The following is a 26,835-nucleotide window of genomic DNA, read 5'->3' as shown; positions in this document are numbered from 1 at the left end:
ACAGGTAAGTGATGCAATGGCCAAACGACCCTTACTAGGCGTCGTGAGCTGTGCACATGTGCGTACCGTTCGAAGCGATCTTGGCCTGAGCGGGAAAGTTTTTCTCCTGCACAGCCAGTGGATGGGAAACCCGCTGGTCAGGCGGGTCCTGTGGAGAGTGGCGAGGGCTTGTTCACAGCACTGTCCACCGGGTCGTGCACAGGTTTCGCGGAGTTCTCCACAGCATCGGGGCCGTCATCCACATGCCCTGTGGATAACCAGATTGGCTGACGGTGCCGCGGGGCCTACCGTGGTCCGGCGCCCGCTCCGTCCACCGAGTTCCGAACCGTCACAAAATGACGCGCCGGAAAGCGGAGTACCGGCGCTCTGTTTGTCAGTGCCGTGCCGTACAAAAGAGGGGCACGGCGAGGGTCCGCTCGGCGGACGGGAGGAGGTCGCTCGGTGAGTATTTCCGAGCCCTTGGACGACCCGTGGGCCGACAGCGGACCCGGTGACCGTCTGCCCGCTTCCCGGCGCCGCTCCGAGGGCGGTCCCGGTCGCGGCGAGCAGCACGACCGCGGCCGGGAGGGCGGCGGTTGGGACGACTCGGGTCCGTCGTTCGAGCGGGTCCCCCCGCAGGACCTCGACGCCGAGCAGTCCGTGCTCGGCGGAATGCTGCTGTCCAAGGACGCCATCGCCGACGTCGTGGAGATCCTCAAGGGCCACGACTTCTACAAGCCCGCGCACGAGACGGTCTATCAGGCGATCCTCGACGTCTACGCCAAGGGCGAGCCCGCCGACCCGATCACCATCGCGGCCGAACTCACCAAGCGCGGCGAGATCAACAAGGTGGGCGGCGCCTCCTATCTGCACACCCTTGTGCAGACGGTGCCCACGGCGGCGAACGCCGCCTACTACGCGGAGATCGTCCACGAACGCGCGGTGCTGCGCCGCCTGGTCGAGGCCGGCACCCGGATCACCCAGATGGGATACGCGGCCGACGACGACGTCGACGAGATCGTCAACCGCGCCCAGGCCGAGATCTACGCGGTCACCGAGCAGCGCACCAGCGAGGACTACCTGCCGCTGGGCGACATCATGGAGGGCGCGCTCGACGAGATCGAGGCCATCGGCTCGCGCAGCGGGGAGATGACCGGTGTGCCCACCGGGTTCACCGACTTCGACTCGCTGACCAACGGCCTGCACCCCGGGCAGATGATCGTCATCGCGGCCCGTCCGGCGATGGGCAAGTCGACGCTCGCGCTGGACTTCGCGCGGGCGGCGTCGATCAAGCACAACCTGCCGAGCGTCATCTTCTCGCTGGAGATGGGCCGCAACGAGATCGCGATGCGGCTGCTGTCCGCGGAGGCCCGGGTGGCCCTGCACCACATGCGCTCGGGCACGATGACCGACGAGGACTGGACCCGGCTGGCCCGCCGCATGCCGGACGTCTCGGCCGCCCCGCTCTACATCGACGACTCCCCGAACCTGTCGATGATGGAGATCCGCGCCAAGTGCCGGCGCCTGAAGCAGCGCAACGACCTCAAGCTGGTCGTCATCGACTACCTCCAGCTGATGCAGTCCGGCGGCTCCAAGCGGGCCGAGAGCCGCCAGCAGGAGGTCTCGGACATGTCCCGGAACCTCAAGCTGCTCGCCAAGGAGCTGGAGCTTCCCGTCATCGCGCTCTCCCAGCTCAACCGTGGCCCCGAGCAGCGCACGGACAAGAAGCCGATGGTCTCCGACCTGCGTGAGTCCGGCTCCATCGAGCAGGACGCCGACATGGTCGTGCTGCTGCACCGCGAGGACGCCTACGAGAAGGAGTCCCCCCGGGCCGGCGAGGCCGACCTGATCGTCGCCAAGCACCGCAACGGCCCGACCGCGACGATCACGGTCGCCTTCCAGGGCCACTACTCGCGCTTCGTGGACATGGCACAGACCTGACCGGCGCCTGTGTAGGGTCTCAAGTTTCGTGTCGGAATCTCACGGTCGATGTCGGAAGGAAGTCGGATCCGACATCGACCGTGAGACACCGCAGTCCAGCGGGGCGCGGTGCCCGCAGGGGTGCTGGGGGTTCGTAGAGTCGCTTGGCTGGCCGAAGGGGTGGAGGAAGCATGCGGATCGCCATTGACGGGGCGCACATCGGAAGCCAGGCGGACCTGCACCGGTTTCTTGCCGGGCCTCTGGACTTCGGTCCGTACTACGGGCACAACCTGAGCGCCCTGTGGGACCGTCTGAGCAGGGATGTCGAGCGCCCGGTCGAGATCGTCTGGGAGAACGCTGCAGTCAGTCGTGGCCGCATGGGCGATGAAGCGTTCGAGGCGATCGCGTCCGTCCTGGTCCGGGCTGCCGCGGAAGACGAGTCGAACGCGCCGAACGAGAGGCTGACCGTGCGTTTCACCTGATGTGGAGTCCAGCGGCGAGCGGCCACACTTCGCCAAAACGGGTCAAGCGGGTCGGGCCGCCGCAAGCGGCCGGCGTCGCCATCGACTTCCGACACGGAGCTGAGACGCTGAGCATCCGACACAGCATGAGACGGCGGACGGGGCCGCAGGTCACAGCCTCAGCGTCCGACATGAGCCGCGAGACCCTACACCTGTGGGGTCTCAGGTTCCGTGGCCGAATCTCACGAACGCCGGCCAGGCGATGGCATATCTGACACAAGGTCTCACGAGTTCTCCGGGAACTCGACGGCCTTCCGCGCCGACCGGGCATCATCACTGCTCCGGACCGGCTCGCCGACCACCTCGACGCCGCCGACGTCCCCATCGACTACGGCCGGCGCCGGAACCCCACCGGGGAGTGGCCGACGCCGACGCGTCGCCCGCTGTCAGCCATTCCGGCCCTCGACGGCCAGGGAGGTCTCGACCACGCGGAGTTCCGGGCAGCGTTCTTGCGCTGCGCCGCGCTCCTGACACCCCCCACCGCCCTGCTGACAGGGCTCTCCCTCTCCCCTTCCGGAGCGGACCCGGCGCACATCGGCCTGCCCCGTCTGCGCCAGCTCGCGCGAGCACGCCGGCGGGCGTCAGCGACTCGATCGCTCCACAGCAGCCTTGGACCCTCCCACTCAGTTCTTGACCTCAAGGTCAAGAACAATGTAGTGTTCTGGTCATGGGAAGGCCCAAGCAGTTCGATCCGAATGCCGCTGTCGAGCACGCCATGAACGTGTTCTGGCGGAAGGGGTATGCCGCGACCACGCCGCAGGACCTCGTCGACGCGATCGGTATCGGCAAGGGCAGCCTCTACAACACCTTCGGCAGCAAACACGCTTTGTTCGAGATGGCGCTTCGCCGCTACCGCGACAGCCAGGCCGTCGCCCTCATCGAGATGGTCGAGGAGCCCGGCCCGGTCAAGGTGCGCCTCCGCAGGACGCTGAAGCTGCTCGCTGAGATGGACCTCGCCGACCCGGACCGTCGGGGCTGCATGGCCGTGAACACCGCAGCGGAACTCGCAGGCACGGACCAGGTGGCGACCGAACTCGTCCAGCGTATGTTCGCCCGGACCGAGGACGCCTTCCGCGCGTTGATCGAAGAAGGGCGGCGTTCCGGAGAGATCGCGCCGGAACGTGATCCCGCGGCCTGGGGGAGCCTGCTGCTGAACACGGTCGTCGGCCTGCGGCTCATGGCGCGTGTCGCCGAAACCCCCGATCGTCTCGTCCGGGTGATCGACGCGACGATCGACTCTCTCTGAGCCGAACCAGCGGTACTCGGTCCGCCTGGGTGTCTGCTGCCCACATTTTGTACTTGAAGTTCAAAAATTGGAGTGTCGTGCATCTCAACCTCACCGCCAAGACGGCCGTCGTCACCGGTGCCAGCCGTGGTATCGGACTCGCCACTGTCCGCACCCTCACGGCCGAAGGCGTCCGCGTTGTCGGCGCTGCCCGCACCATCACGCCCGAGCTGAAGGAAACCGGCGCGCACACGGTGTCTGCCGACCTGAGCACCGCCGAAGGCGTCGCCGCGCTCATGGACAGCGCCCTGATCGAACTGGGCGGCATCGACCTGCTGGTGAACAACGTCGGAGCCGGGGACGACGTGGAGCCCGTCGGCTTCCTCGATACCGACGACTCCCAGTGGACCCGCGTGATCGACCTCAACCTGCTCAGTGCCGTCCGTGCCGCCCGGGCGGCTCTGCCGAGCCTGATCGAGCGCCGTGGGGCGATCGTCAACGTCGCGTCCATCAACTCCCGTCTGCCCGCGGCCGGTCCGGTCGCCTACAGCGCGGCCAAGGCGGCCCTCGCCGCACTCGGCAAGTCCCTGTCCGAGGAGTTCGGGCCCCGGGGCGTGCGCGTGAACACCGTCTCGCCCGGAGTGGTCCGCACCGCCATATGGGAGGACCCCGAAGGATTCGGTGGCAAGGTGGCGGCCGGAGCCGGGGCGGAGCACGCCGCATTCCTCCAGCACATCCCGGAAGCCTTCAACATCACCACCGGCCGCATCACCGAACCCGAAGAAGTGGCGGCCCTGATCACGTTCCTCCTCTCCGACGTCGCAGGCAACATCACCGGCGCCGACTACGTCATCGACGGTGGCACCGTCAAGACGCTCTGAACCAAGGAGTCCCGCGGGGATGGGGCTGATTCCCATGGCTGCGGGACGAGAGGCGCCTGTTCCGCAGCCATGGGAGATGACATGACCGTGCCGGCCGGTCCGGCGTAACCGGCTCGACGTGCGCGGCCGTACCCGGTGGACTGTCCGGCATGACGACACCTCATCGGGAAGAGCTGCTGCCCGCCACCCGCCGGGCCCTGCTGCACCGGATCGCCGTGGCCCAGAGCGAAGGGCGGGCGCCCTCGCTCGTCGCGTCCGTCGTGCGGGGCGGCCGGACGGTCTGGCAGGGGGCGCGGACCTCGGTGGACGGCCACGCCCCGGACGAGAACACGCAGTACCGCATCGGTTCGATCACCAAGACGTTCACCGCCGTGCTCGTCCTGCGGTTGCGCGACGAGGGCGCCCTCGGCCTCGGGGACCCGCTGGAGAAGCACCTGCCGGGTACCGGCGCGGGGGAGGCCACGATCGCCGATCTGCTGGCGCACACGGGCGGACTGGCCGCCGAGACGCCCGCCCCCTGGTGGGAGCGGACGCCGGGGACCCTGCGGCCCGAACTGGCCGATGTGCTGGGCGACACGCCGCTGCGCCATCCGGTCGGCCGGCGCTTCCACTACTCCAACCCCGGCTACACCCTGCTGGGAGCGCTCGTCGAGAAGCTGCGCGGCGCTCCCTGGGAGGACGTCCTGCGGCGCGAAGTGCTCGAACCCCTGGAGCTGACCAGCACCGGCACCCAGCCCCGGGCGCCGCACGCGGGCGGCTGGGCCGTGCATCCCTGGGCCGATGTGCTGCTGCCCGAGCCCGTCGAGGATCTCGGCCGGATGGCCCCGGCGGGACAGCTCTGGTCGACGACGGGGGACCTGGGCCGGTTCGCCGCCTTCCTCGTGCAGGGGGACGACCGGGTGCTCGGCGCCCGCTCGCTCGCCGAGATGCGGAGTCCGGCGGCACCGCCGGAGGCCACCGACGTGACGGCGGGATACGCCTACGGCCTGGGGCTGGAGCTGAAGCGGTCGGGCGAGCGGCTGCTGGTGGGACATTCCGGGTCGCTGCCCGGCTTCACCGCCTCGCTCACCCTCGCCGTGGCGGACGACGTGGCCGCCGTGGTGCTGGCCAACTGCACCTCCGGGGTGCCGGTGGGCACGGTGGGGGCCGATCTGGTGCGGATCGTCGCGGAGGCCGAGCCGCGCGTCCCGGAGCCCTGGCGGCCGCTGCGGGACATCGATCCGGCGGTGCTGGAGCTGGCCGGCCCGTGGTACTGGGGCACGCAGGGCTTCGGCCTGCGGCTGGGCGCGGACGGGCTCCTCTCCCTGGAGCCGCTGACCGGCACCGGCCGTCGTTCGCGGTTCCGGGCGAACGACGACGGGACCTGGGCAGGGCTGGAGGGGTACTACGCCGGCGAACTGCTGCGGGCCGTACGGCGGCCGGACGGCTCCGTGGACCATCTGGACCTCGGGTCCTTCGTGTTCACGCGCCGGCCTTACGAGGAGGGTGCCGAGGTGCCCGGCGGGGTGGACCCGGAGGGCTGGCGGGGCGTCGGGTAGCCGCCGGGAGGCCGGAGGCAGCCGGGAGGGTCCGGCGGTGGGTGCCGGTGGGTGCCGGTGGGTGCCGGTGGGGCGTTTCACGTGAAACGGCCCCCGTGCCGGCACCGCGCCCTCCCCTCCACCACCCTCCTCACAGAGAGAGTTTGAAGCCCACGTGGGAGGGCTCGAAGCCCAGTCGCTCGTAGAAGCGGCGCGCATCGGTGCGGGTCCGGTCCGATGTCAGCTGGACCAACTGGCAGCCCTCGCGTCGGGACGCGTCGATCGCCCACTCGATGAGCCGGGTGCCGAGTCCGTTGCCGCGCTCGTCGGCGTGGACGCGGACGCCCTCGATGACCGACCGGGTGGCGCCGCGCCGGGACAGGCCGGGGATGACCGAGAGCTGGAGCGTGCCGACGACGCGGTCCGCGCGCACGGCGACCATCAGATGCTGGTTGGGGTCGGCCCGGAGCCGTTCCAGCGCGGCCAGGTACGGGGTGAGGTCCTCGGGCGACTCGCGCCGGGCGCCCAGGGGGTCGTCCGCGAGCATGCCGACGATCGCGGGGACGTCCTCGGCGGTGGCCGGGCGTATCTCAAGATCTGCCATGTCCCGCACCCTATGCGGCGGTCCGGGCCGGTGGCGGGCCGTGCGGGGCCGTGGCGGGGATCAGGCCGGCGCGGGTGCGTGCAGTGACTCCACGGCCCTGACCAGCGGGGCCAGCTCCGGGTTGTCCGAGGCCCGGTCGAGCGCCTCGCGCAGGGCGGCGTCGTTGGTGGGCCGGGCCTGTGCCAGCAGCCGGAGGCCGGCCTCGGTGACGTTGGTGTAGATGCCGCGGCGGTCGGTGGGGCACAGGTACCGCTCCAGCAGCCCGCGGTCCTCCAGCCGGGTGACGAGCCGGGTGGTGGCGCTCTGGCTCAGGACGACCGCGTCGGCGACCTGCTTCATCTGCAGATGGCCGCCCTCCCCGTCGTGCTGCCGGCTGAGCACGTCGAGCAGGGAGTACTCGCGCACGCTCAGGGCGTGGCTCTTCTGCAGGGCGCGCTCGATGTGGCTCTCGATCCTGCCGTGCAGCAGGGACAGGGCGCACCAGCCCTGGGAGAGGGCGGTGAGCGCGGGGTCCGTCGCCGTCATGTGCGTCTCCTCCATCCCGGGGCGGCTGCCTCCAGGATAGGGCAACCATGAAATAGCCTTCGTTTGCCTATAGCCCGCGCCTGCAATTATTGTGGACGATCGTAAAGCGCATCTGCACTCGCCCTCGCATTCTCCGGAAGGTTCTCTCCCATGCCTCTCGCGCTCCTGGCCCTCGCGATCGGGGCCTTCGGGATCGGCACGACAGAGTTCGTGATCATGGGCTTGCTGCCCGACGTCGCGCACGACTTCGGGGTGTCCATCCCCACCGCCGGTCTGCTCGTCTCCGGCTACGCGCTGGGTGTCATGCTCGGCGCCCCGGTGATGACCGTGCTCGGCACCAGGATCTCCCGCAAGCGGATGCTGATGCTGCTCATGGTCCTGTTCATCGCCGGGAACCTGCTCTCCGCGCTGGCTCCCGCCTTCTCCGTCATGCTCGCCGGCCGGGTGGTCGCCTCGCTGGCCCACGGTGCCTTCTTCGGCATCGGCTCGGTGGTCGCGGCGGATCTGGTCGCCCCGGACAAGCGGGCCGGTGCCATCGCGACGATGTTCACCGGGCTGACGGGCGCCAACGTCCTCGGCGTCCCGCTCGGCACCCTGCTCGGCCAGGCCGCCGGCTGGCGCGTCACCTTCACCGCCGTCGCCGCTCTCGGTGTCATCGGCCTGGCCGGTGTCGCCCTGCTCGTCCCCGATCTGCCCCGGCAGGAAGGCGTACGCCTGCGCCACGAACTGGCCGCCTTCAAGAACGTCCAGGTCCTGCTCGCCATGGCGATGACCGTGCTCGGCTTCGGCGGAGTCTTCGCGGCCATCACCTACATCGCGCCGATGATGACCCACGTCGCCGGTTTCGCCGACGGCTCCGTCATCTGGCTGATGGCTCTCTTCGGCCTCGGCATGCTCGGCGGCAACCTCGTCGGCGGCCGGCTCGCCGACCGCGCCGCCATGCCCCTCCTGTACGTCGCCCTGAGCGGCCTCGCCGTGGTCCTCGCCCTCTTCACGGTCACCGCGCGCCACGAGATCGCGGCGGTCGTGACCCTCGTGCTGATCGGCGGCCTGGGCTTCGCCACCGTGCCGCCGCTGCAGAAGCGCGTCCTGGACCAGGCGCACGGCGCGCCGACACTGGCCTCGGCCGTCAACATCGGCGCCTTCAACCTCGGCAACGCGCTGTCCGCCTGGCTGGGCGGCCTGGTGATCGCGGCCGGTTACGGCTACACCGCGCCCGACTGGGTCGGCGCCGCACTGGCCGCGGGCGCCCTCGTGCTCGCGGTCCTCTCCGCCGCTCTGGAACGCCGGCAGAGCGCCCCCGGCACCGTCGTCGCGAGCACCGTCGTCGGCGCCGCCCCGGCCGAGCGGCCGGCCCCGGCGCACCGCTGACCGGCACCGCCCGCGCAACCGTCGCCCCGGCCGCCGTACGGCCGGGGCGACGCTGTCCGCGCGCCGTGGTGAACCGGCCCGGTCACGCCGCCACGGTCAGCGGCGCGAACCGGCGGGTCCAGTCCCCGGGCAGCTCCGGGAGGCCATGGGTCATGACCGCGTTGAAGGCGACCGAGGCGAGCCCGCGCCGCTTGAGCCAGTTCCGCAGATCCTCGTGGCGTACGTCGATGTCCGTGCGCAGCGGGCGGTCGGTACCGGCGGCGAGGGAGGCGACGAGCGCCTTGGCGGTCTTGGTGTCCCGGGCGATGAGGGGGCCCACCACCTGCGTGTCCGTGTTGGGCCAGGCCGCCGCGTATCCGGTGATCCGGCCGTTCTCCTCGGCGAGCCGCAGCCGGTCGGCGAACGCGGGCAGCCGGGTGATCAGGGGCGTGCGGTCGGTGCCGAACACCTCCTCGTCCAGCCGGAGGATGCCGGGCAGGTCCTCGGCGGTGACCGCCCGCGTGGCGACACGGGACTCCGTCGCCCCGGGGGTGAAGCGCCCGCGCAGCATCTCCGCCCGGCCGGTCACCTTGAAGCCGAGTTCCTCGTAGAGCGGGCGGCCGTTCGGGGTGGCGTGCAGGGTCAGCGGGACGGTGCCCATGGTCGACAGGACATACCGCATCAGCCGTCTGCCGATGCCCTGGCGCGCATGCCGCTCGGCGACCAGCACCATGCCGACGGCGCCCAGGTCCGTACGGCCCGGCGCCCCGTATTCGGTGACGACACAGGCGGCGACGAGTCCTCCGTCGGGGTCGTCGATGCCGTACCCCGTCCCGGCGGTGAGGAGGAGGCCCCACTTGTGTTCCTCGCGCGGCCACCCCCGGTTCTCGGACAGGTCGGCGCAGGCGGTGAGATCGCGGAGCGTCAGCGGGCGGATGGGCGGTGCGGTGGGGGAAGGAGTCGACACGCAGGTCAGGCTGTCCGACCGGTGCCGTCGGCGTCCACCCGTTTCCCGGCATGCATACGTGCTTTTGGCCATGCCGGGGCCCGCGGCGCAGCCCGTGCGCGCGGGGGCCGCCGCCGCTGTTTCACGTGAAACACGGCGGTCGCCCTACGATCAGGGCGCATGGCGAGACTTCACCTCTTCGACCTCGACGGCACGCTGCTGCCGGGAACCACCGCGCCGGTCGAGATATCCCGTCAGCTCGGCCTGGAAGCGGAGGCGGTGGCGCTCGACCGGGCCATCGCGGCCGGGCGCATCGAACCGCCCGAGTACGCCCGGCGGGTGCACACGCTGTGGGCGCGGCTCACCGAGGCGCACGTGACGGCGGCCTTCGAAGGGGCGCCGTGGCTGGCCCGTATCCGCGAGGTCTGGGCGGAGATCAGGAAGCGGGGGGAGTACTGCGCCGTCGTGTCCCTCTCCCCCTCCTTCTTCGTGGAGCGGCTCACCGCCTGGGGCGCGCACGCGGCCCACGGGTCGCTCTTTCCCGCCGTGCCGTTCACCGAGCCGGTGGACCCCGCCGGAGTGCTGAACGCCGCGGCCAAGGTGCGGATCGCCGACCGGCTGTGCGCGGAGTTCGGGGTGCGCAGGGCGGACTGCGTGGCCTACGGGGACTCCTCGTCGGACCGGGAGCTGTTCGGCGTGGTGCCCGTCTCGGTCGCGGTCAACGCCGACCAGCAGCTGTCCGGCCTCGCCACCCACGCCTACACCGGACGGGACCTGTGGGACGCCTACGCGCTGGTGTCCGGCAGCCCCTGACGGCCGCGGCACGAAGGACCGCCGCGCCCTCGCCGCCGCACCCTCGCCGCAGGCGTCAGCCCAGGTCGGGTGCGTGCAGGGCCCGGACGCCCTCGATGTTCCCGTCCAGGTAGTGTCGCAGCGACAGCGGGACGAGGTGGACCGAGGCGATGCCCACCCGGGTGAACGGCACCCGCACGATCTCGTACTCACCGGCCGGCTCGTCCATCTCCGGGCCGTGGCGCAGGGAGAGGTCCATCGATGCCAGCCGGCAGACGAAGAAGTGCTGCACCTTCACGCCGGTCGCGCCCCCGTCCGCGCCGATGTGCTCCACGGTGTCCACGAAACAGGGCACCACATCGGTGATCTTCGCGCCCAGCTCCTCGTCCACCTCCCGGTGCAGGGCGTCGACGACGGTCGGGTCCCCCGGCTCCACCCCGCCGCCGGGAGTGACCCAGTAGGGATCGACGCCCGGCTTGGTGCGCTTGATCAGGACCAGGTCGTCACCGTCGAGGAGAACGGCGCGGGCGGTGCGCTTGACCACGGGTCGGACGGGCATGGAAGACACGGGTCGGACGGTCATGGGAGAAATGTGGCCCGGTTGGTTCCATGTGAAACATCGGCTCAGCACCAGTCGGACGCGGCCCGCAGCAGCCACTCGTGGACCCGGGCGATGTGCGGCAGCGCGAGGGTGCCGGCGCGCGCCACCAGGAAATACGTGCGCAGGGGCGGTACCGCCGGTTCGTGGAGGGCCACCACGTCGCCCCGCGCCAGCGCGGAGGCGCACAGATAGCGGGGCAGCACGGCGAGCCCGGCGCCCGCCACCGCGCAGGCGAGCACCGCGCGCAGATCGGGCGCGACCACCGTGCCGGAACCGGCCGGCCGGGAGTCGAAGACCGAGCCCCAGTAGCGGGAGACGAACGGCAGCGACTCGTGGACCTCGACCACGGGCACCGCCTCCAGGACGGGCGCGCCCCTGCCCTGCCGCCGCGCGGAACCGGTCACGTCGGCCCAGCGCGGGGCGGCGACCAGCACATGCTCCTCGTCGCACAGCGGGGTGGCGGTGAGCAGCGCGCCGCGCGGCCGGACCGTACTGATGGCCAGGTCGTGGCGGCCGGCGGCCAGTCCCTCCAGGACGTCCTCGGTGCTGCCGAAGGAGGCCCGCAAATCGAAGCCCTGTCCGTCGTCGCCGGTCAGCCCGCTCAGCGCGGGCAGGGCCCGTTCGGCGGTGAACTCGGGGGGTCCGGCCAGGTGCAGGGTGCGCGGGGCGGCCTCGTCGTCCAGCCCGGCCTCGGCGATCTCCACCAGGGCGTCCAGATGAGGCGCGGCCTTGTGGGCCAGCTCCTCGCCCATGGCCGTCGGCGTCACACCACGGGCCTGGCGCAGGAACAGGGGACGGCCCAGCTGCCGTTCCAGGGTGCGTATCTGGGAGGTGACCGCCGGCTGCGAGAGGCCGAGCAGCGCCGCGGCCCGGGTGAAGGAACCGGCCCGGTGGACGGTCACGAAGGTACGCAGCAATGCCAGATCCATGGCATGCCCACCCCTCTTCTCCGGGCCGTCTGTCCGAAGCCCGTAGGACGCCAACCATAAATATGGCGATAGGTCTCTGTCGCTACCGTGATTGGACACTGACTCACAGTCAACTAGCCTTGGTCAAGCGGTTCTTCGCGCGTGGAACCGAGGGCGGTCCGAGCCACGAGGGGGGAGGCTCGGACCGTCCACCGTACGGAACCGGACAGTGTTCACCGCACAGAACCGGACACCGGTTATGGCGTCCGCGACGCGGTCAGCGCGCCGACTCGTCCAGTGCGCGCAGCACGTCGGCCATCAGGTCCGCCGGGTCCTCGGCGCCCACGGAGAGCCGGATGAAGCCTTCCGGCACCGCGTCACCGCCCCAGCGGCCGCGCCGCTCGGCCGTGGAGCGCACCCCGCCGAAACTCGTCGCGTCGTCCACGAGCCGCAGCGCCCCGAGGAAGCGCTCGGCACGCGCGCGCGTGGGCAGCGTGAACGACACCACGCAGCCGTAGCGCCGCATCTGCCGCGAGGCGACCGGGTGCGAGGGGTCGCCGGGCAGCCCCGGGTAGCGCAGCCCGGTCACCTCGGGCCGTCCGCTCAGCGCCTCGGCGACGGCCAGCGCGGAGGCGGCCTGCCGGTCCACGCGCAGGTGCAGGGTGGCGATCGAGCGGTGGGCCAGCCAGGACTCCATCGGCCCCGGGATCGCGCCCACGATCTTGCGCCAGCGGCGTACGGCCGCCATGGCCTCGCGGCCGCGTCCGGTGACGTAGCCGAGCAGGATGTCGCCGTGCCCGCTGAGCTGCTTGGTGCCGCTGGCCACCGAGAAATCGGCGCCGAGGTCCAGCGGCCGCTGCCCGAGCGGCGTCGCCAGGGTGTTGTCGACCGCGACCAGGGCGCCCCGCGCGTGCGCCGCCTCGGCCAGGCGCCGGATGTCGCACACGTCGAGCCCGGGGTTGGAGGGGGACTCGATCCACAGCAGCCGGGCGCCGTCCAGCACCTCCAGCTGGGCGTCGCGGCCCGTCGGCGCGGTGCGCACCTCGATCCCGTACGCCTCCAGCTGGGCGCGCACCAGGGACAGGGCCTGATAGCCGTCGTCGGGCAGGACGACCGCGTCCCCCGCGCGCAGCTGGGAGAAGAGCACGGAGGAGATGGCCGCCATGCCGGAGGCGAACACCAGCGTCTCGACACCGTCCTGCCCCGGGGCCTCCAGGTCGCCGATGGCCCGCTCCAGCAGCGTCCAGGTCGGGTTCTCGTCGCGGCCGTAGGTGTAGGGACCCGTGGGGTCGCCCGGCAGGTGGAAGTGGGCGGCGAACACCGGTCCCGGCAGCGTCGGTTCGTGCTTGACCGGTTCGGGCAGTCCGGCGCGCACCGCGCGGGTGCCGTCACCGGCGCCGGCCGGCAGACCGGCCCGCCCGGGCCCGCTGTCCGTGCCGTCCGCGGCCGGATCGCTCATGCCGTCCGTCCCTTCACACGCTCTCGTGCCATGGCGGGCACTCAGTCCTCGTCCGGCAGGGCCAGGTGCAGCGCCCAGGAGACCACCGAGACGATCAGGCCGCCGACGACGGCGGTCCAGAAGCCCTCGACGTGGAAGCTCAGCTGGAGCTTGCCGCACACCCAGGAGGTCAGCAGCAGCAACAACGCGTTGACGACCAGGGTGAACAGGCCCAGTGTCAGGACGAACAGCGGGAAGGTCAGCACCTTCAGGACCGGCTTGACCAGCCAGTTCACCACACCGAACACCAGGGCGACGGCGATGAGCGTGCCGGCCTTCTTGGCGGTGCTGTCGCCGGTGAGCGTGATCTTGTCGAGCAGCCAGACGGCGACGGCCAGGGCCCCCGCGTTGGCGAGCGTCTTGACTACGAAATTCATCATGTGTCTGATCGTGGCAGACGGATCGGCGACGAGTACGGGCGAGGCGATGAAGGCATTCCGGCTGGACGAACTGGAGGCGGAGCGGGCCGCCAATGACGGCGCCTACCTGCAGTTCCTGCGGGAGCGGAACATGTCGGTGGGGCTGTACGCGCTGGACGCGGGCGAGCACGACCGGCAGGACCCGCACGGCCAGGACGAGGTGTACTTCGTGGTGAGCGGCCGGGCCTCCATCACGGTCGGCCTGGAGACGACCGAGGTGGCGCGCGGCAGCGTGGTGTACGTGCCGGCCGGGGTCGCCCACAAGTTCCACCACATCAGCGAGGACCTGCGGGTCCTGGTGGTGTTCTCTCCCCCGGAAGCCTGAGCCGCCGTCTCAGGGTTCCCTAGGGGATCGGTCAGGGGAGGACAAGGGATGCCAGGCCCCCCACCGGGCCCTTCGCGGCCATAGCATCGGGTGCAGGACAACGACAGAACCCGCCACGACGGTGCGGGAGGTCGACGGGACCCGGCGCAGGGCCGGCGGAGAGGTAAGGACGAAGGCGATGCGAGAGATCTTCACGAGTCTGCCGTGGTGGGTGAAGTGGATCGCGGTGCCGGTCATCGCCCTGGTCGTCTTCGGCAGCCTGCTGGCGACCGTGGTCGGCTTCGTGATCGGACTGCTGTTCAAGCTGCTGATCTTCGTGGCGCTGGTCGGCGGACTGATCTACATCGTGCGCAAGTTCATGGCCGGCTCGTCCTCACGCGGCGACTGGTGAGCACACGGGGACCCGGCGACCGGTGACAGGTGTCGCCGGTTCCCTCGCGGGAGGGAAGTTTCCCCGCTGGGACGGCCTGGAGCGGTGACAGGCCGATAGGGTCCGGGAATCGACGCGGGGCCGGCCCCCGCGGGCAGCGAACCCCCACCCGTGTCTCCCCGCACGGGCTGCCCCCTCGCGCTACGGGAGTGACCCTTGGCCACGGTTGACACCGCACCCGCAGAACCACACGGCCCCCCGGCCCCCCGGACGCCCTCCCGCTCCACGGCACTGCCCGTGCAGCCGCGCTCCGCGCCGCCGGTGGAGCGGCCCCGCGCAGGCGTCCCGGAGCAGCCGCCCGCCCAGCCCTCCCAGACCCTCATCGGGTCCGTGCAGCGCGCGATGCGCCTGCTGGAGACCGTCGCGGAACACGAGCACGGAGCCCCGGCCAAGCAGCTGGCCCGCGAGACCGGCCTCGCCCTGCCCACCGCCTACCACCTGCTGCGGACCCTGGTCCACGAGGGCTATCTGCACCGCGACAGGGGCCTGTTCTTCCTCGGGAAGGCGGCCGAGCGGCTGAGTAGCAGCGGCGCCGCGCAGAAACGTCGCACCACGATCGTCGACGCGCTCGCACAATGGCGCGATCTGATCGGTGCGCCCATCTATTACGCGATGTACCGGGACGGGGAGATCGAGGTCATGTGCGTCTCCGACACCCCGGGCAGCCCGGCGGTCCAGGAGTGGGCCGACTTCCGGGAGACGGGCCACGCGCACGCCGTCGGCCAGTGCCTGCTGTCGCAGCTGGACGAGAACGCCCGCCGCGACCACCTGGCCCGCTACCCCGTGCGCTCCCTCACCCCGTACACCGTCCGTGACGATCACACGCTGCTGCGGCGGCTGGACCGGACGGTGCGGATGCGGCCGGTGACGGAGCGGCAGGAGTACGCGCTGGGCGCGGTCTGCGCGGCCGTCCCCATCACCCTGGGCGACACGGCCGCCACGATGGCCCTTTCCCTTCCCGCACACCAGGCCGACCGGCTGCTGCCCGCGGCACGGCGGCTGGAGAGCGAGGTGGGGCGGCGTGTCGGGTCGCTGGCGCTCGCTATCAGTATCTGAAAACTCACTCCTTGTGATCTGCCATATACGTTCAGCAAGATGCCACCAGTATTTTCTGGGTGATTCCCGGCCAGTCGACGGCAGATGACGGGGTAGCGATGCGCGAGTCCGTACAGGCAGAGGTCATGATGAGCTTTCTCGTCTCCGAGGAGCTCTCCTTCCGCATTCCGGTGGAACTGCGGTACGAGACCTGTGATCCCTACGCCGTACGGCTGACCTTCCACTTGCCCGGCGACGCCCCCGTCACCTGGGCCTTCGGCCGTGAGCTGCTGATCGACGGGGTGGGCCGGCCGTGCGGGGACGGCGATGTGCGGATCGCTCCCGCCGCCGACGACTCCCTGGCCGAGGTGCTGATCCGCCTTCAGGTCGGCAGTGACCGGGCGCTGTTCCGCTCCTCCACCGCGCCCCTCGTGGCGTTCCTGGACCGTACGGACAAACTGGTGCCGCTCGGCCAGGAGGGCGCTCTGGCCGACTTCGACGCCCACCTCGACGAGGCCCTGGACCGCATCCTCGCGGAAGAACAGAGCGCAGGATGAAGCGTTTCTGCACCGGGGCGCACGGGGTGGCGTGACGCTTCACCGCGTACGCCGCCCGCGCACACGGCGCCGGAAGGCTCCCCTGCGCGCCGGCCGGCTCACCGCTTACGGCGCCGGCCCCGCTTGCCGCGCGTCGGCGCGAGCGGAGCAGCCGGGGCGGCCGGGCCCGTAGCCCCAGGACCCGGAGCCGCCGACGCACCGGCGCGGTCGGCCGAGACGACGAGCGCCGCCAGAGCGGTGGTGACCGGCACCGAGGCGACCAGGCCGATGGAGCCCACCAGCGTGCGCACGATCTCCTCCGCCACCAGCTCGCTGTTGGCGACGGTGCCCACACTGCTCTGCGCGATGGAGAAGAGCAGCAGCAGCGGCAGCGCGGCGCCCGCGTAGGCGAGGACAAGGGTGTTGACGACGGACGCGATGTGGTCGCGCCCGATGCGGATGCCCGCGCGGTACAGCCCGCGCCAGCCCATGGCCGGATTGGCCTCGTGCAGCTCCCAGACCGCGGACGTCTGCGTCACCGTCACATCGTCGAGGACACCGAGCGAACCGATGATCACCCCGGCGAGCAGCAGACCGCTCATGTCGATCGACGGATACAGGCCATGGATCAGCCCGGTGTTGTCGTCGGTGTTGCCGGTCAGCGCGGCCCAGCCGATGAACAGCGAGCCCAGCACGCCGATCAGCACCAGGGAGATCAGCGTGCCGAGCACCGCCACCGAGGTGCGCGCGGACAGGCCGTGGCACAGGTACAGCGCGATCAGCATGATGGCGCTCGCCCCGACCACCGCCACGACCAGCGGATTCGAGCCCTGTAGCACCGCGGGCAGGATGAAGAGCTCCAGCACCAGGAAGCTGATCGCCAGCGCGACCAGGGCCATGACGCCCCGCAGCCGCCCGACGACCACGACGGCGAGGGCGAAGATCCCGGCCAGCAGCGCCATCGGGAAGCGGCGGTCGACGTCGGAGACGGAGTACTGCAGGTCCCGCGGCGCGGAGGGCTCGTAGGCGACCACGAGCTTCTCGCCCTGGTGGAACTGCCGTGGCTGGTCCGGCTGCACGATCTCGGTGAAGGTGCGCCCCTTGTCCTTGCCGGTGCCGACGCGGACCGTGGCCTTCTTGCAGGTGCCGGACGGCCGGGCCGGCCCGGCGGAACCCGGGGCGGCCGGGGTGGCGTCGGCCGGCGCTCCGCCGGAGGCGTTCACCGACGTGCAGCTCACCTCCGTCACCCGGGTGACCGTGGCCTGCTGCGTCTGGCGGTCGAAGCCCACGCCGGTGCGGGTGTGGGCGGGGGCGCCGCCCGGCCACAGGACGACGAGTCCGACGACGACCGCGGCGGCGAACGGGATCAGCACGGCGGCGATGACCCGGCGAAGGTGCTTCGAGACGGGAGCGGCCGGCCCGTGGCTGTGGCTGTGTCCATGGCCATGGCCGTGCCCGGGTCCGGAGCCGTTCCCGTGGCCTCGCCCGCGTCCGGGACGGGGCGGCGGGTCGGGGGACTGCTGTGTGGTGGTCACCGCCCGATCATCGCAAGAACCGCGGAGGCCCACTGTTCATCCCACCGCCGATGACGCTAGCGTGGAGGCACCTTTGCACACGCGGGAGCTCGGAGCACCGGGCTGAGAGGGCGCTGACCTTCGTCTTCGCGATGTTTCACGTGGAACGGACGCCGTTCCGCAGGAGACGCCGACAGACGGACACCGCTGCGTCGACCGCCGAACCTGTTACCGGGTAATGCCGGCGTAGGGAGTAGGTCTCATGACCAACAAGGACGCACGCACGCCTGTCTCCGTCCGGGACGAGCAGTCCCAGGAGGCCGGGAAGTCCATCGGCTGGCACAAGGCGTACGTCGAGGGCTCACGCCCCGACCTGCGGGTGCCGGTCCGTCAGGTGCAGCTCACCAACGGGCGGTCGGTCACGCTGTACGACACCTCGGGCCCGTACACCGATCCGCTCGTCGACACCGATGTCCGCCGGGGCCTGCCGCCGCTGCGGGAGAACTGGATCATCGCCCGCGGCGACACCGAGGAGTACGCGGGCCGTCCGGTCCGCCCCGAGGACGACGGGATCAAGCACACCTCGCCGCGCGGTGGCCTGCGCAACCTCGACGCGGTGTTCCCCGGCCGCCCGCGCCAGCCGCGCCGGGGCCGCGCCGGACAGGCGGTGACGCAACTCGCCTATGCGCGCCGCGGGGAGATCACGCCGGAGATGGAGTTCGTGGCGGTCCGGGAGAACGTGTCCCCCGAGGTGGTCCGCGAGGAGATCGCCGCGGGCCGCGCGGTGCTGCCGGCCAACATCAACCACCCGGAGATCGAGCCGATGATCATCGGCAAGCGGTTCCTGGTGAAGGTCAACGCCAACATCGGCAACTCCGCGGTCACCTCCTCCATCGAGGAGGAGGTCGAGAAGATGACGTGGGCCACCCGCTGGGGCGCCGACACGGTCATGGACCTCTCCACCGGCCGCAACATCCACACCACCCGCGAGTGGGTGCTGCGCAACTCCCCCGTCCCGATCGGCACGGTGCCGCTCTACCAGGCACTGGAGAAGGTCGACGGCAGGGCCGAGGAGCTGACCTGGGAGATCTACAAGGACACGGTCGTCGAGCAGGCCGAGCAGGGTGTGGACTACATGACGGTGCACGCCGGTGTGCGCCTGGCGTACGTGCCGCTCACCGCGAACCGCAAGACCGGCATCGTCTCGCGCGGCGGCTCGATCATGGCGGCCTGGTGTCTGGCGCACCACAAGGAGTCGTTCCTCTACGAGCACTTCGAGGAGCTGTGCGAGATCCTCGCGGCCTATGACGTCACGTACTCGCTCGGCGACGGACTCCGGCCCGGCTCGATCGCGGACGCCAACGACGACGCCCAGTTCGCGGAGTTGCGCACGCTCGGGGAACTCAACACGATCGCCAGGCGTTTCCACGTACAGACCATGATCGAGGGCCCGGGGCACGTCCCGATGCACAAGATCAAGGAGAACATCGACCTTCAGCAGGAGATCTGCGATGAGGCTCCGTTCTATACGCTCGGCCCGCTGACCACGGACGTCGCTCCGGCGTACGACCACATCACCTCCGGCATCGGTGCCGCGATGATCGCCTGGTGGGGCACGGCCATGCTCTGCTACGTCACGCCCAAGGAGCACCTGGGCCTGCCCGACCGGGACGACGTCAAGACCGGTGTCATCACCTACAAGATCGCCGCCCACGCGGCCGACCTCGCCAAGGGCCACCCCGGGGCGCAGGAGTGGGACGACGCGCTGTCCGACGCCCGCTTCGAGTTCCGGTGGGAGGACCAGTTCAATCTGGCCCTCGACCCGGACACGGCACGGGAGTTCCATGACGAGACGCTTCCGGCGGAGCCCGCCAAGACGGCCCACTTCTGCTCGATGTGCGGTCCGAAGTTCTGCTCGATGAAGATCAGTCAGAGCATCAACGAGCGGTTCGGCGGCACGGTGGCCGAGGGGGCCTCCCCCGACGAGATCGCCGAGGGGATGCTGCGGAAGTCGAAGGAGTTCGCCGCCGGCGGGAACCGGGTGTACCTCCCGCTGGCCGACTGATCACCGGCCCGGCGGACCCACGCTGAGCGACCCCCCTCCAGGGCGGGGGCGCTCGGCGCCGGCCGTCAGGTCCGGCTTCCGCACGGGGGCGTGGACCGCTCACTCCGGCCGGTGGTCCGGGCCCCCGAAGTCCGGGCTGCTGAAGTCGGGGCTGGAGAAGCTCGGGCGCGGGCCCGGGGCCCCGGCGTCGGGGCTGCTGAAGCCGGGGCGGCCGTAGCCGAGGTGCGGGATGCGGCCGTCGGGCGCCGCCGGGTCCGCGCGGTGCGCGGGGGCGGGTCCCGGGGCGGCGAGCGCGTCGTGCAGGAAGGGCAGGATGCCGCGTTCGAGCAGCGCCTTGTGCCAGGCGTCCCTGGCCCGGGCGAGTTCCTCGCCGAGCGCGCCGTAGGGACCGGTGCCGGGCGCCGGGTGGTTGCGCAGGGCGGTGGCCAGCAGTCCGCCGCCGGCGATGAGGATCGCGGCCGCGGTCACGGCGCCGAACACCCAGCCCGCGGTGATCAGGGTCCGCGCGAACGCCGGTGCCGGGTCGAGCAACTTCAGGAGGTAGCCGACGAGGAGGAAGACAGCGGCCGCGATCCCGGCGAGGACGGGGGCGAGGACCGCGACCACGGCGGCCGCTCCCGCGCCGTCGGCCCCGCCGGTCTCCTCCGGGCCGGCGGCCGGTTCCGTCCCCGCACCGGCCGCACCGGCCGTACCGTCCGGCGTGGCGTCGCGGGCGGCCGACGGGACGGCGGGCGCCGGGCGGCGTGATTCCTCGCGGACCTCGACGTAGTGCTGGTATTCGGTCGCCGCGGCCGCCGTGATCAGGGCGGTCGCGCTGAGTGCCATGGTGCGCAGTTGCTCGGTGGTGAGCCGCTGTCCGACCGCGGCCGGTTCCGGACGGTACGGGGCGGAGCGCAGCGCCTCATCGAGGATCCGCTCGAATTCCCGGCGGTCCTCGCTCAGCAGGTGCTGCGGAACGCTGTTCATGTGCATCCCCCGATGCTCCGTAGGGCTTGGGGCTCGCACGGCGGCGAGCCGTCGGGCAGAAACGGAGGGGAGCCTGCTACGGGTAAGCCGATGGTAGAGCCGCGACGGCGCGCGGTGACAGGGGGTTTTCACAAATTGGCGGCGGAGCCGCGCGCGGGCCCGGCGTCACCAGCCTGCTCGGGGAACGGTCAGGCGTCCAGGGGAAGTTGCTGGACCAGCAGCTTTCCGGCCATGGTCACACCGCCGTCCATGGCGATGGCCAGTCCGTCGGCGTAGATGTGCGGTCCCTCCACCACCGGGGCCGCCGGTTCGTCGCCCTCCTCGGAGCCGACCTCGCCCAGCAGGTACGGGATGGGGCTGTGGCCGTGAACGATACGGGTGCCGCCGTACGTATCGAGCAGCGAGCGCACGGCGTCGGCGCCGCCCTCGTCGCGGAAGGAGAAGCGCTTGGTGAACTTGCGGAACAGGTCCCAGCACTCGTCCGCGTCGTTGCGCGTGAGGGTCTCGCGGACGGTGTCGTTGACCGCCTCGATCGAGTCGCCGTAGTCGAGATAGGCGGTGGTGTCGGAGTGCACGAGCAGATAGCCGTCGACCTCCTCGACCGCGTCGAGGCGGGCCATCCACTGCAAATGGTGGTCCTGGAGGCGGTCCATGTCGGACTTCTGGCCGCCGTTGAGCAGCCAGGCCGCCTGGAAGGTGGCGGTGCCCGCGCCGGAGTTGACCGGCGTGTCGCCGAACCGCTTGGCGCCGAGCAGCAGCAGCTCGTGGTTGCCCATGAGCGCCTTGCAGTAGCCGCCGGCCGCGGCCGCCTCGGCGGACAGCCGCATCACCAGATCGATGACGCCGATGCCGTCCGGGCCGCGGTCGGTGAAGTCGCCGAGGAACCACAGCCGTGCGGTGCCCGCGCACCACTGGCCCGCCGCGTCGACCAGGCCCTGCTCCTGGAGCGCGGCGACCAGCTGGTCGATATAGCCGTGCACGTCACCGACGACGTACAGCGGGCCGGGACCGGCCGGGGGCTGCTGCTGGACGGGCGCGGGGGCCGGGTCCACGGCCACCTGGACCGTGTCCGCGCGCTGGAGGACCGGCAGGTCGCGCTGGGTGGGCGTGTACGCGTCCGGATAGCCCTCGTCCACCGCCGGGCCGCCCTCCTCTAGAGGTGGTGGCACCGTCTGGGCGGAGGGCGGGCCGGCGGGGTACGGACCGGCCTCGTTCACATACGCGGGCACCCGGAAGTCGCGCAGCGTCGCCGTCCGCTCCACCTCGGGTCCCTGACCGGCCCCCTGAGTCATCGACCCCTCCACCATCGCGCCGCCTCTGCACCGCTTCGGACTGCCTGGTCGCAGCGGCCCGCGGTGTCGTGCGCCCATCATAGGAATGCGGATCGCGCCGTGTGATGACCCAGGGGTGGTGAATCGGAACGGGACCCTGGTTCACCGCGGCTTTCGCCCCGATTGGGCAGTCTTCGGCGGTCGCACGACGGGCCGTCGCTACTGTTCCTCGGGTGAGCGCGGGGGGCTGACGGTCGTGCGGGGCGGGCGCCGCTGCGAGGACGTGCGCACGATCAGCTCGGTCGGTATGACCTGCTCGACCGGGTGGTCCGAGTCGACTCCCTCGATCGCGTCGATGAGGAGCTGGACCACCGCCGTGCCGATGCGGCGCGGTTTAAGGGAGAGCGTGGTGACGGGGGGCTCGGTGTTGGCGTACACCGTGGACTCGCTGCAGCACACCAGCAGCAGGTCCTCGGGGACGCGCAGCCCGTAGCGGCGGGCGGCGGCGAGCAGGTCGGTGCCGTTCGGGTCGAACAGCCCGTAGACGGCGTCCGGCCGGTCGGGGCGGGCCAGCAGCCGGTCGGCGGCGACGGCGCCCGCGCACGGGTCGTGGGCGGGATAGGCCTCGTACACCGGGTCCTGGCCGACGCGCTCGCACCAGCGCAGGTAGGCGGTGGTCGACAGATGGGTGTACGTGTCCGTCGTGGTGCCGGTGAGCAGGCCGATGCGGCGGGCGCCGGCCTCGGCGAGGTGGTCGAGGATGTCGAGGACGGCGGCCTCGTGGTCGTTGTCGACCCAGGCGGTGACCGGGAGCGCGCCGGCCGGGCGGCCGTCGCTGACCACCGGTAGTCCCTGCCGGACCAGCTCGCTGACGACCGGGTCCTGGTCGGAGGGGTCGATGACGACCGTGCCGTCCAGGGCGACGTTCGACCACACGTCGTGGCGCGAGGTCGCGGGCAGGATGACGAGCGCGTAGCCGCGGGCGAGCGCGGCCGAGGTGGCGGCCCTGGCCATCTCGGCGAAGTACGCGAACTCGGTGAAGGTGAAAGGTTCATCCCCGTACGTGGTGACGGTCAGGCCGATCAGGCCCGACTTGCCGGTACGGAGGGTTCGGGCGGCGGCCGAGGGGCGGTACCCCAGCCGGTCGGCGACCTCGCGGACATGGCGGCGGGTGGCGTCCGGGAGCCGGCCCTTGCCGTTGAGGGCGTCGGAGACGGTTGTGATGGAGACCCCGGCGGCGGCGGCCACGTCTCTGATGCCCGCCCGGCTCGGCCGGCTGCCTCGACGAGAGGTTTCCGCGCGGCTCACCTGATGCTTCCCTGCTGCTGTCATGGCGAGCCGATAGTAGGGCTCCCGCAGTGGGGTAGTGCGGACGCATATGCACGCGTTGACAGGCACGTTTCTGCATGGTCATAGGGGTCCAACTGCCTAAGAAATCAAGCTAGTTAGGTGATGTAGCACTAGGAGGTGATGTGGGGGCGCCCGCGTGCCTGCCGAGCCCCCGAGGTCTCGAAGAGGTCTCAACTCACCTGCACGGGGGATGCGCGCCACGGCGCGAGCCACCGGCGCGTAGATATATGTGAGTCGCGCCCCCTTGTTCGTTCGGATTCGTACGGTGATGCCCCGGATGCCGGAGTGTCCGAGGGGGTCGGTGCTCGTCGGTTCGATCGCTCCCGGCCCATACGCAGCGGCGCTCAATCCTCATAAGGTATGCAGTATTGAAGACGGTGGTGTTCACGAGGAGGACTGCGGTGAGCGAGACCAACCCGAAGCTGCGCGCCGAGCTGGAGGGTGTCCCCAGCTACAAGCCCGGCAGGCCCGCCACGGCCGGCGGCCCGGTGGCGTACAAGCTGTCCTCCAACGAGAACCCCTACCCGCCGCTGCCCGGTGTCATGGAGCGGGTGACGGCCGCCGCCTCCTCCCTCAACCGGTACCCGGACATGGCGTGCACCGAGCTGACCGAGGAACTGGCCGAGCGGTTCGGGGTGCCCGCCGCGCACATCGCCACCGGCACCGGCTCGGTCGGCGTCGCCCAGCAGCTGATCCAGGCCACCAGCGGACCCGGCGACGAGGTCGTCTACGCCTGGCGGTCCTTCGAGGCGTACCCGATCATCACCCAGATCAGCGGGGCGGCCTCGGTGCAGGTGCCGCTGACGCCGGGCGACGTGCACGACCTGGACGCGATGGCGGACGCGATCACCGACCGCACCCGCCTGATCTTCGTCTGCAACCCCAACAACCCCACCGGCACGGTGGTGCGGCGGGCCGAGCTGGAACGCTTCCTCGACCGGGTGCCCGGCGATGTGCTGGTGGTGCTGGACGAGGCGTACCGCGAGTTCATCCGCGACCCCGAGGTGCCTGACGGCGCGATGCTCTACCGCGAGCGGCCCAATGTGTGTGTGCTGCGCACGTTCTCCAAGGCGTACGGGCTGGCCGGGCTGCGGGTGGGCTTCGCGATCGCCCATGAGCCGGTGGCGGCGGCGCTGCGCAAGACGGCGGTGCCGTTCGGCGTGAGCCAGCTGGCGCAGGAGGCGGCGATCGCCTCGCTGCGCGCCGAGGACGAGCTGCTCGGCCGGGTCGGCTCGCTGGTGTGCGAGCGCACGCGCGTGGTCGACGCGCTGCGCGCGCAGGGCTGGACGGTGCCCGAGACGCAGGCCAACTTCGTGTGGCTGCGGCTGGGGGAGCGCACGGTCGCCTTCGCCCAGGCTTGTCAGCAGGCGGGCGTGGTCGTGCGGCCGTTCCCGGGTGAGGGTGTGCGGGTGACCGTCGGTGAGGCGGAGGCGAACGACATCTTCCTGAAGGCGGCGGAGGTGTTCCGCAAGGAGGGGTGAGCGGCCTCCGCGCTCCTTCGGGGCCTGTCCGGCGGTGTGGTCTTTTCGTGACCCGGCCCGCCGGACGGGCCCTCAGTCGTTCACCGGCTCGACGCGGACGGGGTCGCCGTCGCGGACCGTCGCCAGGCGGCGGGGGTCGCCGTCGATCCGGCCCAGGACGTTGCACGGGCTCGCGAGGCGGCACTCGTCGGCCTGCGAGATGGGCGTGGGGCCGTAGGGGAGGGCCAGCGCGTCGCCGTCGGTCCAGAAGACGACCGTGCCGGGCTCGACGACCTGCCGGGCGTCGGTTTCCCGTGGAACCGGGACGCCGGTGTCGAAGTAGACCTCCTCGCCCCAGGTGCGGGCGGTGGAGACGAGCGGCAGTTCCTTGGCGAGGGCCCGGGTGGTGGGGGTGTCGTCGAGCTGCGCGATGAGCTGGCCGGCGGGCCAGGAGATCCGTATCTGCATGCCGCGCAATTCAACAAGCTGTTGAAGTTCTTGCCAAGAGGCTGACGCGAAGGCGAAGGGGGACCCCCCGGTGCCGGGCTGAGAATCGGTACGTCATAATTGCTTGTGAATGTGAACGCGTTCACAAGCGAGTCCGATTGTTGCCTTGTTGTGCAGGACACATCAGGGCAAACCGCCGCCGTCCGATCCGGCGACGTAAGGAGAGTGACGACGTGAACCTGGCTTTGGCGCCGGAGACACTGGCGCGCTGGCAGTTCGGCATCACGACCGTCTACCACTTCCTGTTCGTTCCCCTGACGATCTCGCTGGCCGCGCTGACGGCCGGGCTGCAGACCGCCTGGGTGCGCACGGAGAAGGAGAAGTACCTCAGAGCGACCAAGTTCTGGGGCAAGCTCTTCCTGATCAACATCGCCATGGGTGTCGTCACCGGCATCGTGCAGGAGTTCCAGTTCGGCATGAACTGGTCGGACTACTCACGCTTCGTCGGCGACATCTTCGGCGCCCCGCTCGCCTTCGAGGCGCTGATCGCCTTCTTCTTCGAGTCCACCTTCATCGGCCTGTGGATCTTCGGCTGGGACAAGCTGCCCCAGAAGATCCACCTGGCGTGCATCTGGATGGTCTCGATCGGCACGATCCTGTCGGCGTACTTCATCCTCGCGGCCAACTCCTGGATGCAGCACCCCGTCGGCTACCGGATCAACAAGGCCAAGGGGCGCGCCGAGCTCACCGACTTCTGGGCCGTGCTGACCCAGAACACCGCCCTGAGCCAGGCGTTCCACACCCTCTCCGCGTCCTTCCTGACCGGTGGCGCCTTCATGGTCGGCATCGCCGCCTTCCACCTGGCACGCAAGAAGCACATCCGTGTGATGAAGACCTCGCTGCGGCTGGGCCTGGTCACGGTCGTCGCCGCCGGCCTGCTCACCGCGATCAGCGGCGACACCCTCGGCAAGGTCATGTTCAAGCAGCAGCCGATGAAGATGGCCGCCGCCGAGGCCCTGTGGGACGGCCGGCAGCCCGCGCCGTTCTCCGTCTTCGCCTACGGCGACGTGGACAAGGGCCACAACTCGGTCGCCATCGAGATACCCGGCCTGCTGTCCTTCCTGGCCGACGACAACTTCAGCTCCTACGTCCCCGGCATCAACGACGTCAACAAGGCCGAGCAGCAGAAGTTCGGACCCGGCGACTACCGGCCCAACATCCCCGTCGCCTTCTGGGGCTTCCGCTGGATGATCGGCTTCGGCATGGCGTCCTTCGCCATCGGCCTGGCCGGGCTCTGGCTCACCCGCAAGAAGTTTCTGCTGCCGCAGCACCTGCGGGTCGGCGAGGACGAGGTGCCGCACCTGGTGCTGTTCCGGAACAAGGCGCTCGGCCCGTGGCTGACCACCTGGTACTGGCGCGTCGCCGTCTGGACCCTGGCCTTCCCGCTGATCGCCAACTCCTGGGGCTGGATCTTCACCGAGACGGGCCGCCAGCCGTGGGCCGTCTACGGCGTGCTGCAGACCCGGCACGCGGTCTCCCCCGGTGTCTCGCAGGGCGAGGTCATCACCTCCATGACCGTCTTCACCCTGCTCTACGCCGTGCTCGCGGTCATCGAGGTGAGGCTGATGGCCAAGTACGTCAAGGGCGGCCCGCCCGAACTCACCGAGGCCGACCTCAACCCGCCCACGAAGATCGGCGGCGAGGCACGTGACGCCGACAAGCCGATGGCCTTCTCCTACTAGGCCGAGGG

At 70.9% G+C, this 26,835-nt stretch carries 26 protein-coding genes and 1 riboswitch; of the genes, 14 read left to right on the top strand and 12 right to left on the bottom strand.

The genetic code is table 11. The features are described 5' to 3' along the window. Nucleotides 1–441 precede the first annotated feature (441 nt). From dnaB to ABZ858_RS31480, 5 genes are all read left to right on the top strand, one after another. Nucleotides 442–1,920, top strand: a complete 1,479-nt coding sequence (gene dnaB, locus ABZ858_RS31500; RefSeq protein WP_361386286.1) for a replicative DNA helicase — start codon at nt 442–444, stop codon at nt 1,918–1,920. Between the two features lie 170 nt (nt 1,921–2,090). Further along, nucleotides 2,091–2,381, top strand: a complete 291-nt coding sequence (locus tag ABZ858_RS31495; RefSeq protein WP_361386283.1) for a barstar family protein — start codon at nt 2,091–2,093, stop codon at nt 2,379–2,381. Nucleotides 2,382–3,087: 706 nt separating this feature from the next. Beyond that, complete coding sequence (locus tag ABZ858_RS31490; protein ID WP_361386280.1) at nt 3,088–3,666, top strand: TetR/AcrR family transcriptional regulator; 579 nt, start codon at nt 3,088–3,090, stop codon at nt 3,664–3,666. 77 nt (nt 3,667–3,743) lie between these two features. Then, on the top strand, nt 3,744–4,526 hold the full coding sequence (locus ABZ858_RS31485) for an oxidoreductase (protein WP_361386425.1): 783 nt from the start codon (nt 3,744–3,746) through the stop codon (nt 4,524–4,526). A gap of 149 nt (nt 4,527–4,675) precedes the next feature. After that, nucleotides 4,676–6,064 carry a serine hydrolase domain-containing protein gene (locus ABZ858_RS31480; RefSeq protein ID WP_361386277.1) on the top strand — a complete coding sequence of 463 codons (1,389 nt, stop codon included), beginning with the start codon at nt 4,676–4,678 and terminating at the stop codon, nt 6,062–6,064. 130 nt (nt 6,065–6,194) lie between these two features. Here ABZ858_RS31480 and ABZ858_RS31475 read toward each other — a convergent pair whose 3' ends face one another. Together ABZ858_RS31475 and ABZ858_RS31470 are read right to left on the bottom strand one after the other, a co-directional pair. Then, nucleotides 6,195–6,647: a GNAT family N-acetyltransferase gene (locus ABZ858_RS31475; RefSeq protein WP_361386274.1), complete on the bottom strand. Its 453-nt coding sequence runs from the start codon at nt 6,645–6,647 to the stop codon at nt 6,195–6,197. A gap of 60 nt (nt 6,648–6,707) precedes the next feature. Beyond that, nucleotides 6,708–7,172: a MarR family transcriptional regulator gene (locus tag ABZ858_RS31470; protein ID WP_361386271.1), complete on the bottom strand. Its 465-nt coding sequence runs from the start codon at nt 7,170–7,172 to the stop codon at nt 6,708–6,710. 150 nt (nt 7,173–7,322) lie between these two features. On the opposite strand from ABZ858_RS31470, the gene ABZ858_RS31465 reads away from it, so the two are divergent. Then, entirely contained in the window at nt 7,323–8,543 is a 1,221-nt protein-coding gene (locus ABZ858_RS31465; RefSeq protein WP_361386268.1) for an MFS transporter, read from the top strand. An 82-nt stretch (nt 8,544–8,625) separates the two neighbouring features. Here the strand turns inward: ABZ858_RS31465 and ABZ858_RS31460 are convergent, their stop codons facing one another. Beyond that, nucleotides 8,626–9,489 (bottom strand): GNAT family N-acetyltransferase, encoded by an 864-nt coding sequence (locus ABZ858_RS31460; protein WP_361386265.1) that lies wholly within the window; start codon nt 9,487–9,489, stop codon nt 8,626–8,628. A gap of 159 nt (nt 9,490–9,648) precedes the next feature. Between ABZ858_RS31460 and ABZ858_RS31455 the strand changes: the two genes are divergently transcribed. Next, nucleotides 9,649–10,281 (top strand): haloacid dehalogenase-like hydrolase, encoded by a 633-nt coding sequence (locus ABZ858_RS31455; RefSeq protein WP_361386262.1) that lies wholly within the window; start codon nt 9,649–9,651, stop codon nt 10,279–10,281. A 55-nt stretch (nt 10,282–10,336) separates the two neighbouring features. Here ABZ858_RS31455 and ABZ858_RS31450 read toward each other — a convergent pair whose 3' ends face one another. The 4 genes from ABZ858_RS31450 to ABZ858_RS31435 form a co-directional block, all read right to left on the bottom strand. Then, nucleotides 10,337–10,819 carry an NUDIX hydrolase gene (locus tag ABZ858_RS31450; protein WP_361386259.1) on the bottom strand — a complete coding sequence of 161 codons (483 nt, stop codon included), beginning with the start codon at nt 10,817–10,819 and terminating at the stop codon, nt 10,337–10,339. A gap of 65 nt (nt 10,820–10,884) precedes the next feature. Continuing rightward, a complete protein-coding gene (locus ABZ858_RS31445) occupies nt 10,885–11,790 on the bottom strand; it encodes a LysR family transcriptional regulator (RefSeq protein WP_361386256.1) in 906 nt (301 codons plus the stop codon). 256 nt (nt 11,791–12,046) lie between these two features. Then, on the bottom strand, nt 12,047–13,228 hold the full coding sequence (locus ABZ858_RS31440) for a cystathionine gamma-lyase (protein ID WP_361386253.1): 1,182 nt from the start codon (nt 13,226–13,228) through the stop codon (nt 12,047–12,049). A gap of 41 nt (nt 13,229–13,269) precedes the next feature. Continuing rightward, nucleotides 13,270–13,647, bottom strand: a complete 378-nt coding sequence (locus ABZ858_RS31435; RefSeq protein WP_361386250.1) for a phage holin family protein — start codon at nt 13,645–13,647, stop codon at nt 13,270–13,272. A gap of 46 nt (nt 13,648–13,693) precedes the next feature. Between ABZ858_RS31435 and ABZ858_RS31430 the strand changes: the two genes are divergently transcribed. From ABZ858_RS31430 to ABZ858_RS31415, 4 genes are all read left to right on the top strand, one after another. Further along, nucleotides 13,694–14,011, top strand: a complete 318-nt coding sequence (locus ABZ858_RS31430; RefSeq protein WP_361386422.1) for a cupin domain-containing protein — start codon at nt 13,694–13,696, stop codon at nt 14,009–14,011. Between the two features lie 178 nt (nt 14,012–14,189). After that, a complete protein-coding gene (locus ABZ858_RS31425; RefSeq protein ID WP_361386247.1) occupies nt 14,190–14,402 on the top strand; it encodes a DUF5326 family protein in 213 nt (70 codons plus the stop codon). 300 nt (nt 14,403–14,702) lie between these two features. Then, nucleotides 14,703–15,497, top strand: coding sequence for a helix-turn-helix domain-containing protein (locus tag ABZ858_RS31420; RefSeq protein ID WP_361386419.1), 795 nt, complete (start codon nt 14,703–14,705; stop codon nt 15,495–15,497). Nucleotides 15,498–15,595: 98 nt separating this feature from the next. Continuing rightward, nucleotides 15,596–16,033 carry an SsgA family sporulation/cell division regulator gene (locus ABZ858_RS31415; protein ID WP_361386244.1) on the top strand — a complete coding sequence of 146 codons (438 nt, stop codon included), beginning with the start codon at nt 15,596–15,598 and terminating at the stop codon, nt 16,031–16,033. Nucleotides 16,034–16,131: 98 nt separating this feature from the next. Here ABZ858_RS31415 and ABZ858_RS31410 read toward each other — a convergent pair whose 3' ends face one another. Beyond that, on the bottom strand, nt 16,132–17,547 hold the full coding sequence (locus ABZ858_RS31410) for a YibE/F family protein (protein ID WP_361386242.1): 1,416 nt from the start codon (nt 17,545–17,547) through the stop codon (nt 16,132–16,134). 71 nt (nt 17,548–17,618) lie between these two features. Then, nucleotides 17,619–17,796: riboswitch (TPP riboswitch) on the top strand. On the opposite strand from ABZ858_RS31410, the gene thiC reads away from it, so the two are divergent. After that, entirely contained in the window at nt 17,789–19,591 is a 1,803-nt protein-coding gene (gene thiC, locus ABZ858_RS31405; RefSeq protein ID WP_361386239.1) for a phosphomethylpyrimidine synthase ThiC, read from the top strand. (Overlaps the previous riboswitch by 8 nt.) A 99-nt stretch (nt 19,592–19,690) precedes the next feature. On the opposite strand, the gene ABZ858_RS31400 is transcribed toward thiC, so the two are convergent. From ABZ858_RS31400 to ABZ858_RS31390, 3 genes are all read right to left on the bottom strand, one after another. Continuing rightward, the gene (locus ABZ858_RS31400; protein ID WP_361386236.1) at nt 19,691–20,563 is read right to left on the bottom strand and encodes a hypothetical protein; all 873 of its coding nucleotides are present in this window, start codon (nt 20,561–20,563) and stop codon (nt 19,691–19,693) included. Nucleotides 20,564–20,745: 182 nt separating this feature from the next. Next, entirely contained in the window at nt 20,746–21,849 is a 1,104-nt protein-coding gene (locus ABZ858_RS31395; RefSeq protein ID WP_361386233.1) for a metallophosphoesterase, read from the bottom strand. Between the two features lie 198 nt (nt 21,850–22,047). Continuing rightward, nucleotides 22,048–23,160: a LacI family DNA-binding transcriptional regulator gene (locus ABZ858_RS31390; RefSeq protein ID WP_361386230.1), complete on the bottom strand. Its 1,113-nt coding sequence runs from the start codon at nt 23,158–23,160 to the stop codon at nt 22,048–22,050. Nucleotides 23,161–23,579: 419 nt separating this feature from the next. On the opposite strand from ABZ858_RS31390, the gene hisC reads away from it, so the two are divergent. Beyond that, nucleotides 23,580–24,659 carry a histidinol-phosphate transaminase gene (gene hisC / locus ABZ858_RS31385; protein WP_361386227.1) on the top strand — a complete coding sequence of 360 codons (1,080 nt, stop codon included), beginning with the start codon at nt 23,580–23,582 and terminating at the stop codon, nt 24,657–24,659. A 72-nt stretch (nt 24,660–24,731) separates the two neighbouring features. Here hisC and ABZ858_RS31380 read toward each other — a convergent pair whose 3' ends face one another. Beyond that, entirely contained in the window at nt 24,732–25,106 is a 375-nt protein-coding gene (locus ABZ858_RS31380; RefSeq protein ID WP_361386224.1) for a cyclophilin-like fold protein, read from the bottom strand. Nucleotides 25,107–25,318: 212 nt separating this feature from the next. On the opposite strand from ABZ858_RS31380, the gene ABZ858_RS31375 reads away from it, so the two are divergent. Further along, a complete protein-coding gene (locus tag ABZ858_RS31375) occupies nt 25,319–26,827 on the top strand; it encodes a cytochrome ubiquinol oxidase subunit I (protein WP_361386221.1) in 1,509 nt (502 codons plus the stop codon). Nucleotides 26,828–26,835: the final 8 nt, after the last annotated feature.

This window comes from Streptomyces sp. NPDC047017 (genome assembly GCF_040644175.1).
GTDB lineage: Bacteria > Actinomycetota > Actinomycetes > Streptomycetales > Streptomycetaceae > Streptomyces.
The sequence above is the reverse complement of the archived record's forward strand: the minus strand, read 5'-3'. Positions and strand labels throughout refer to the sequence as shown.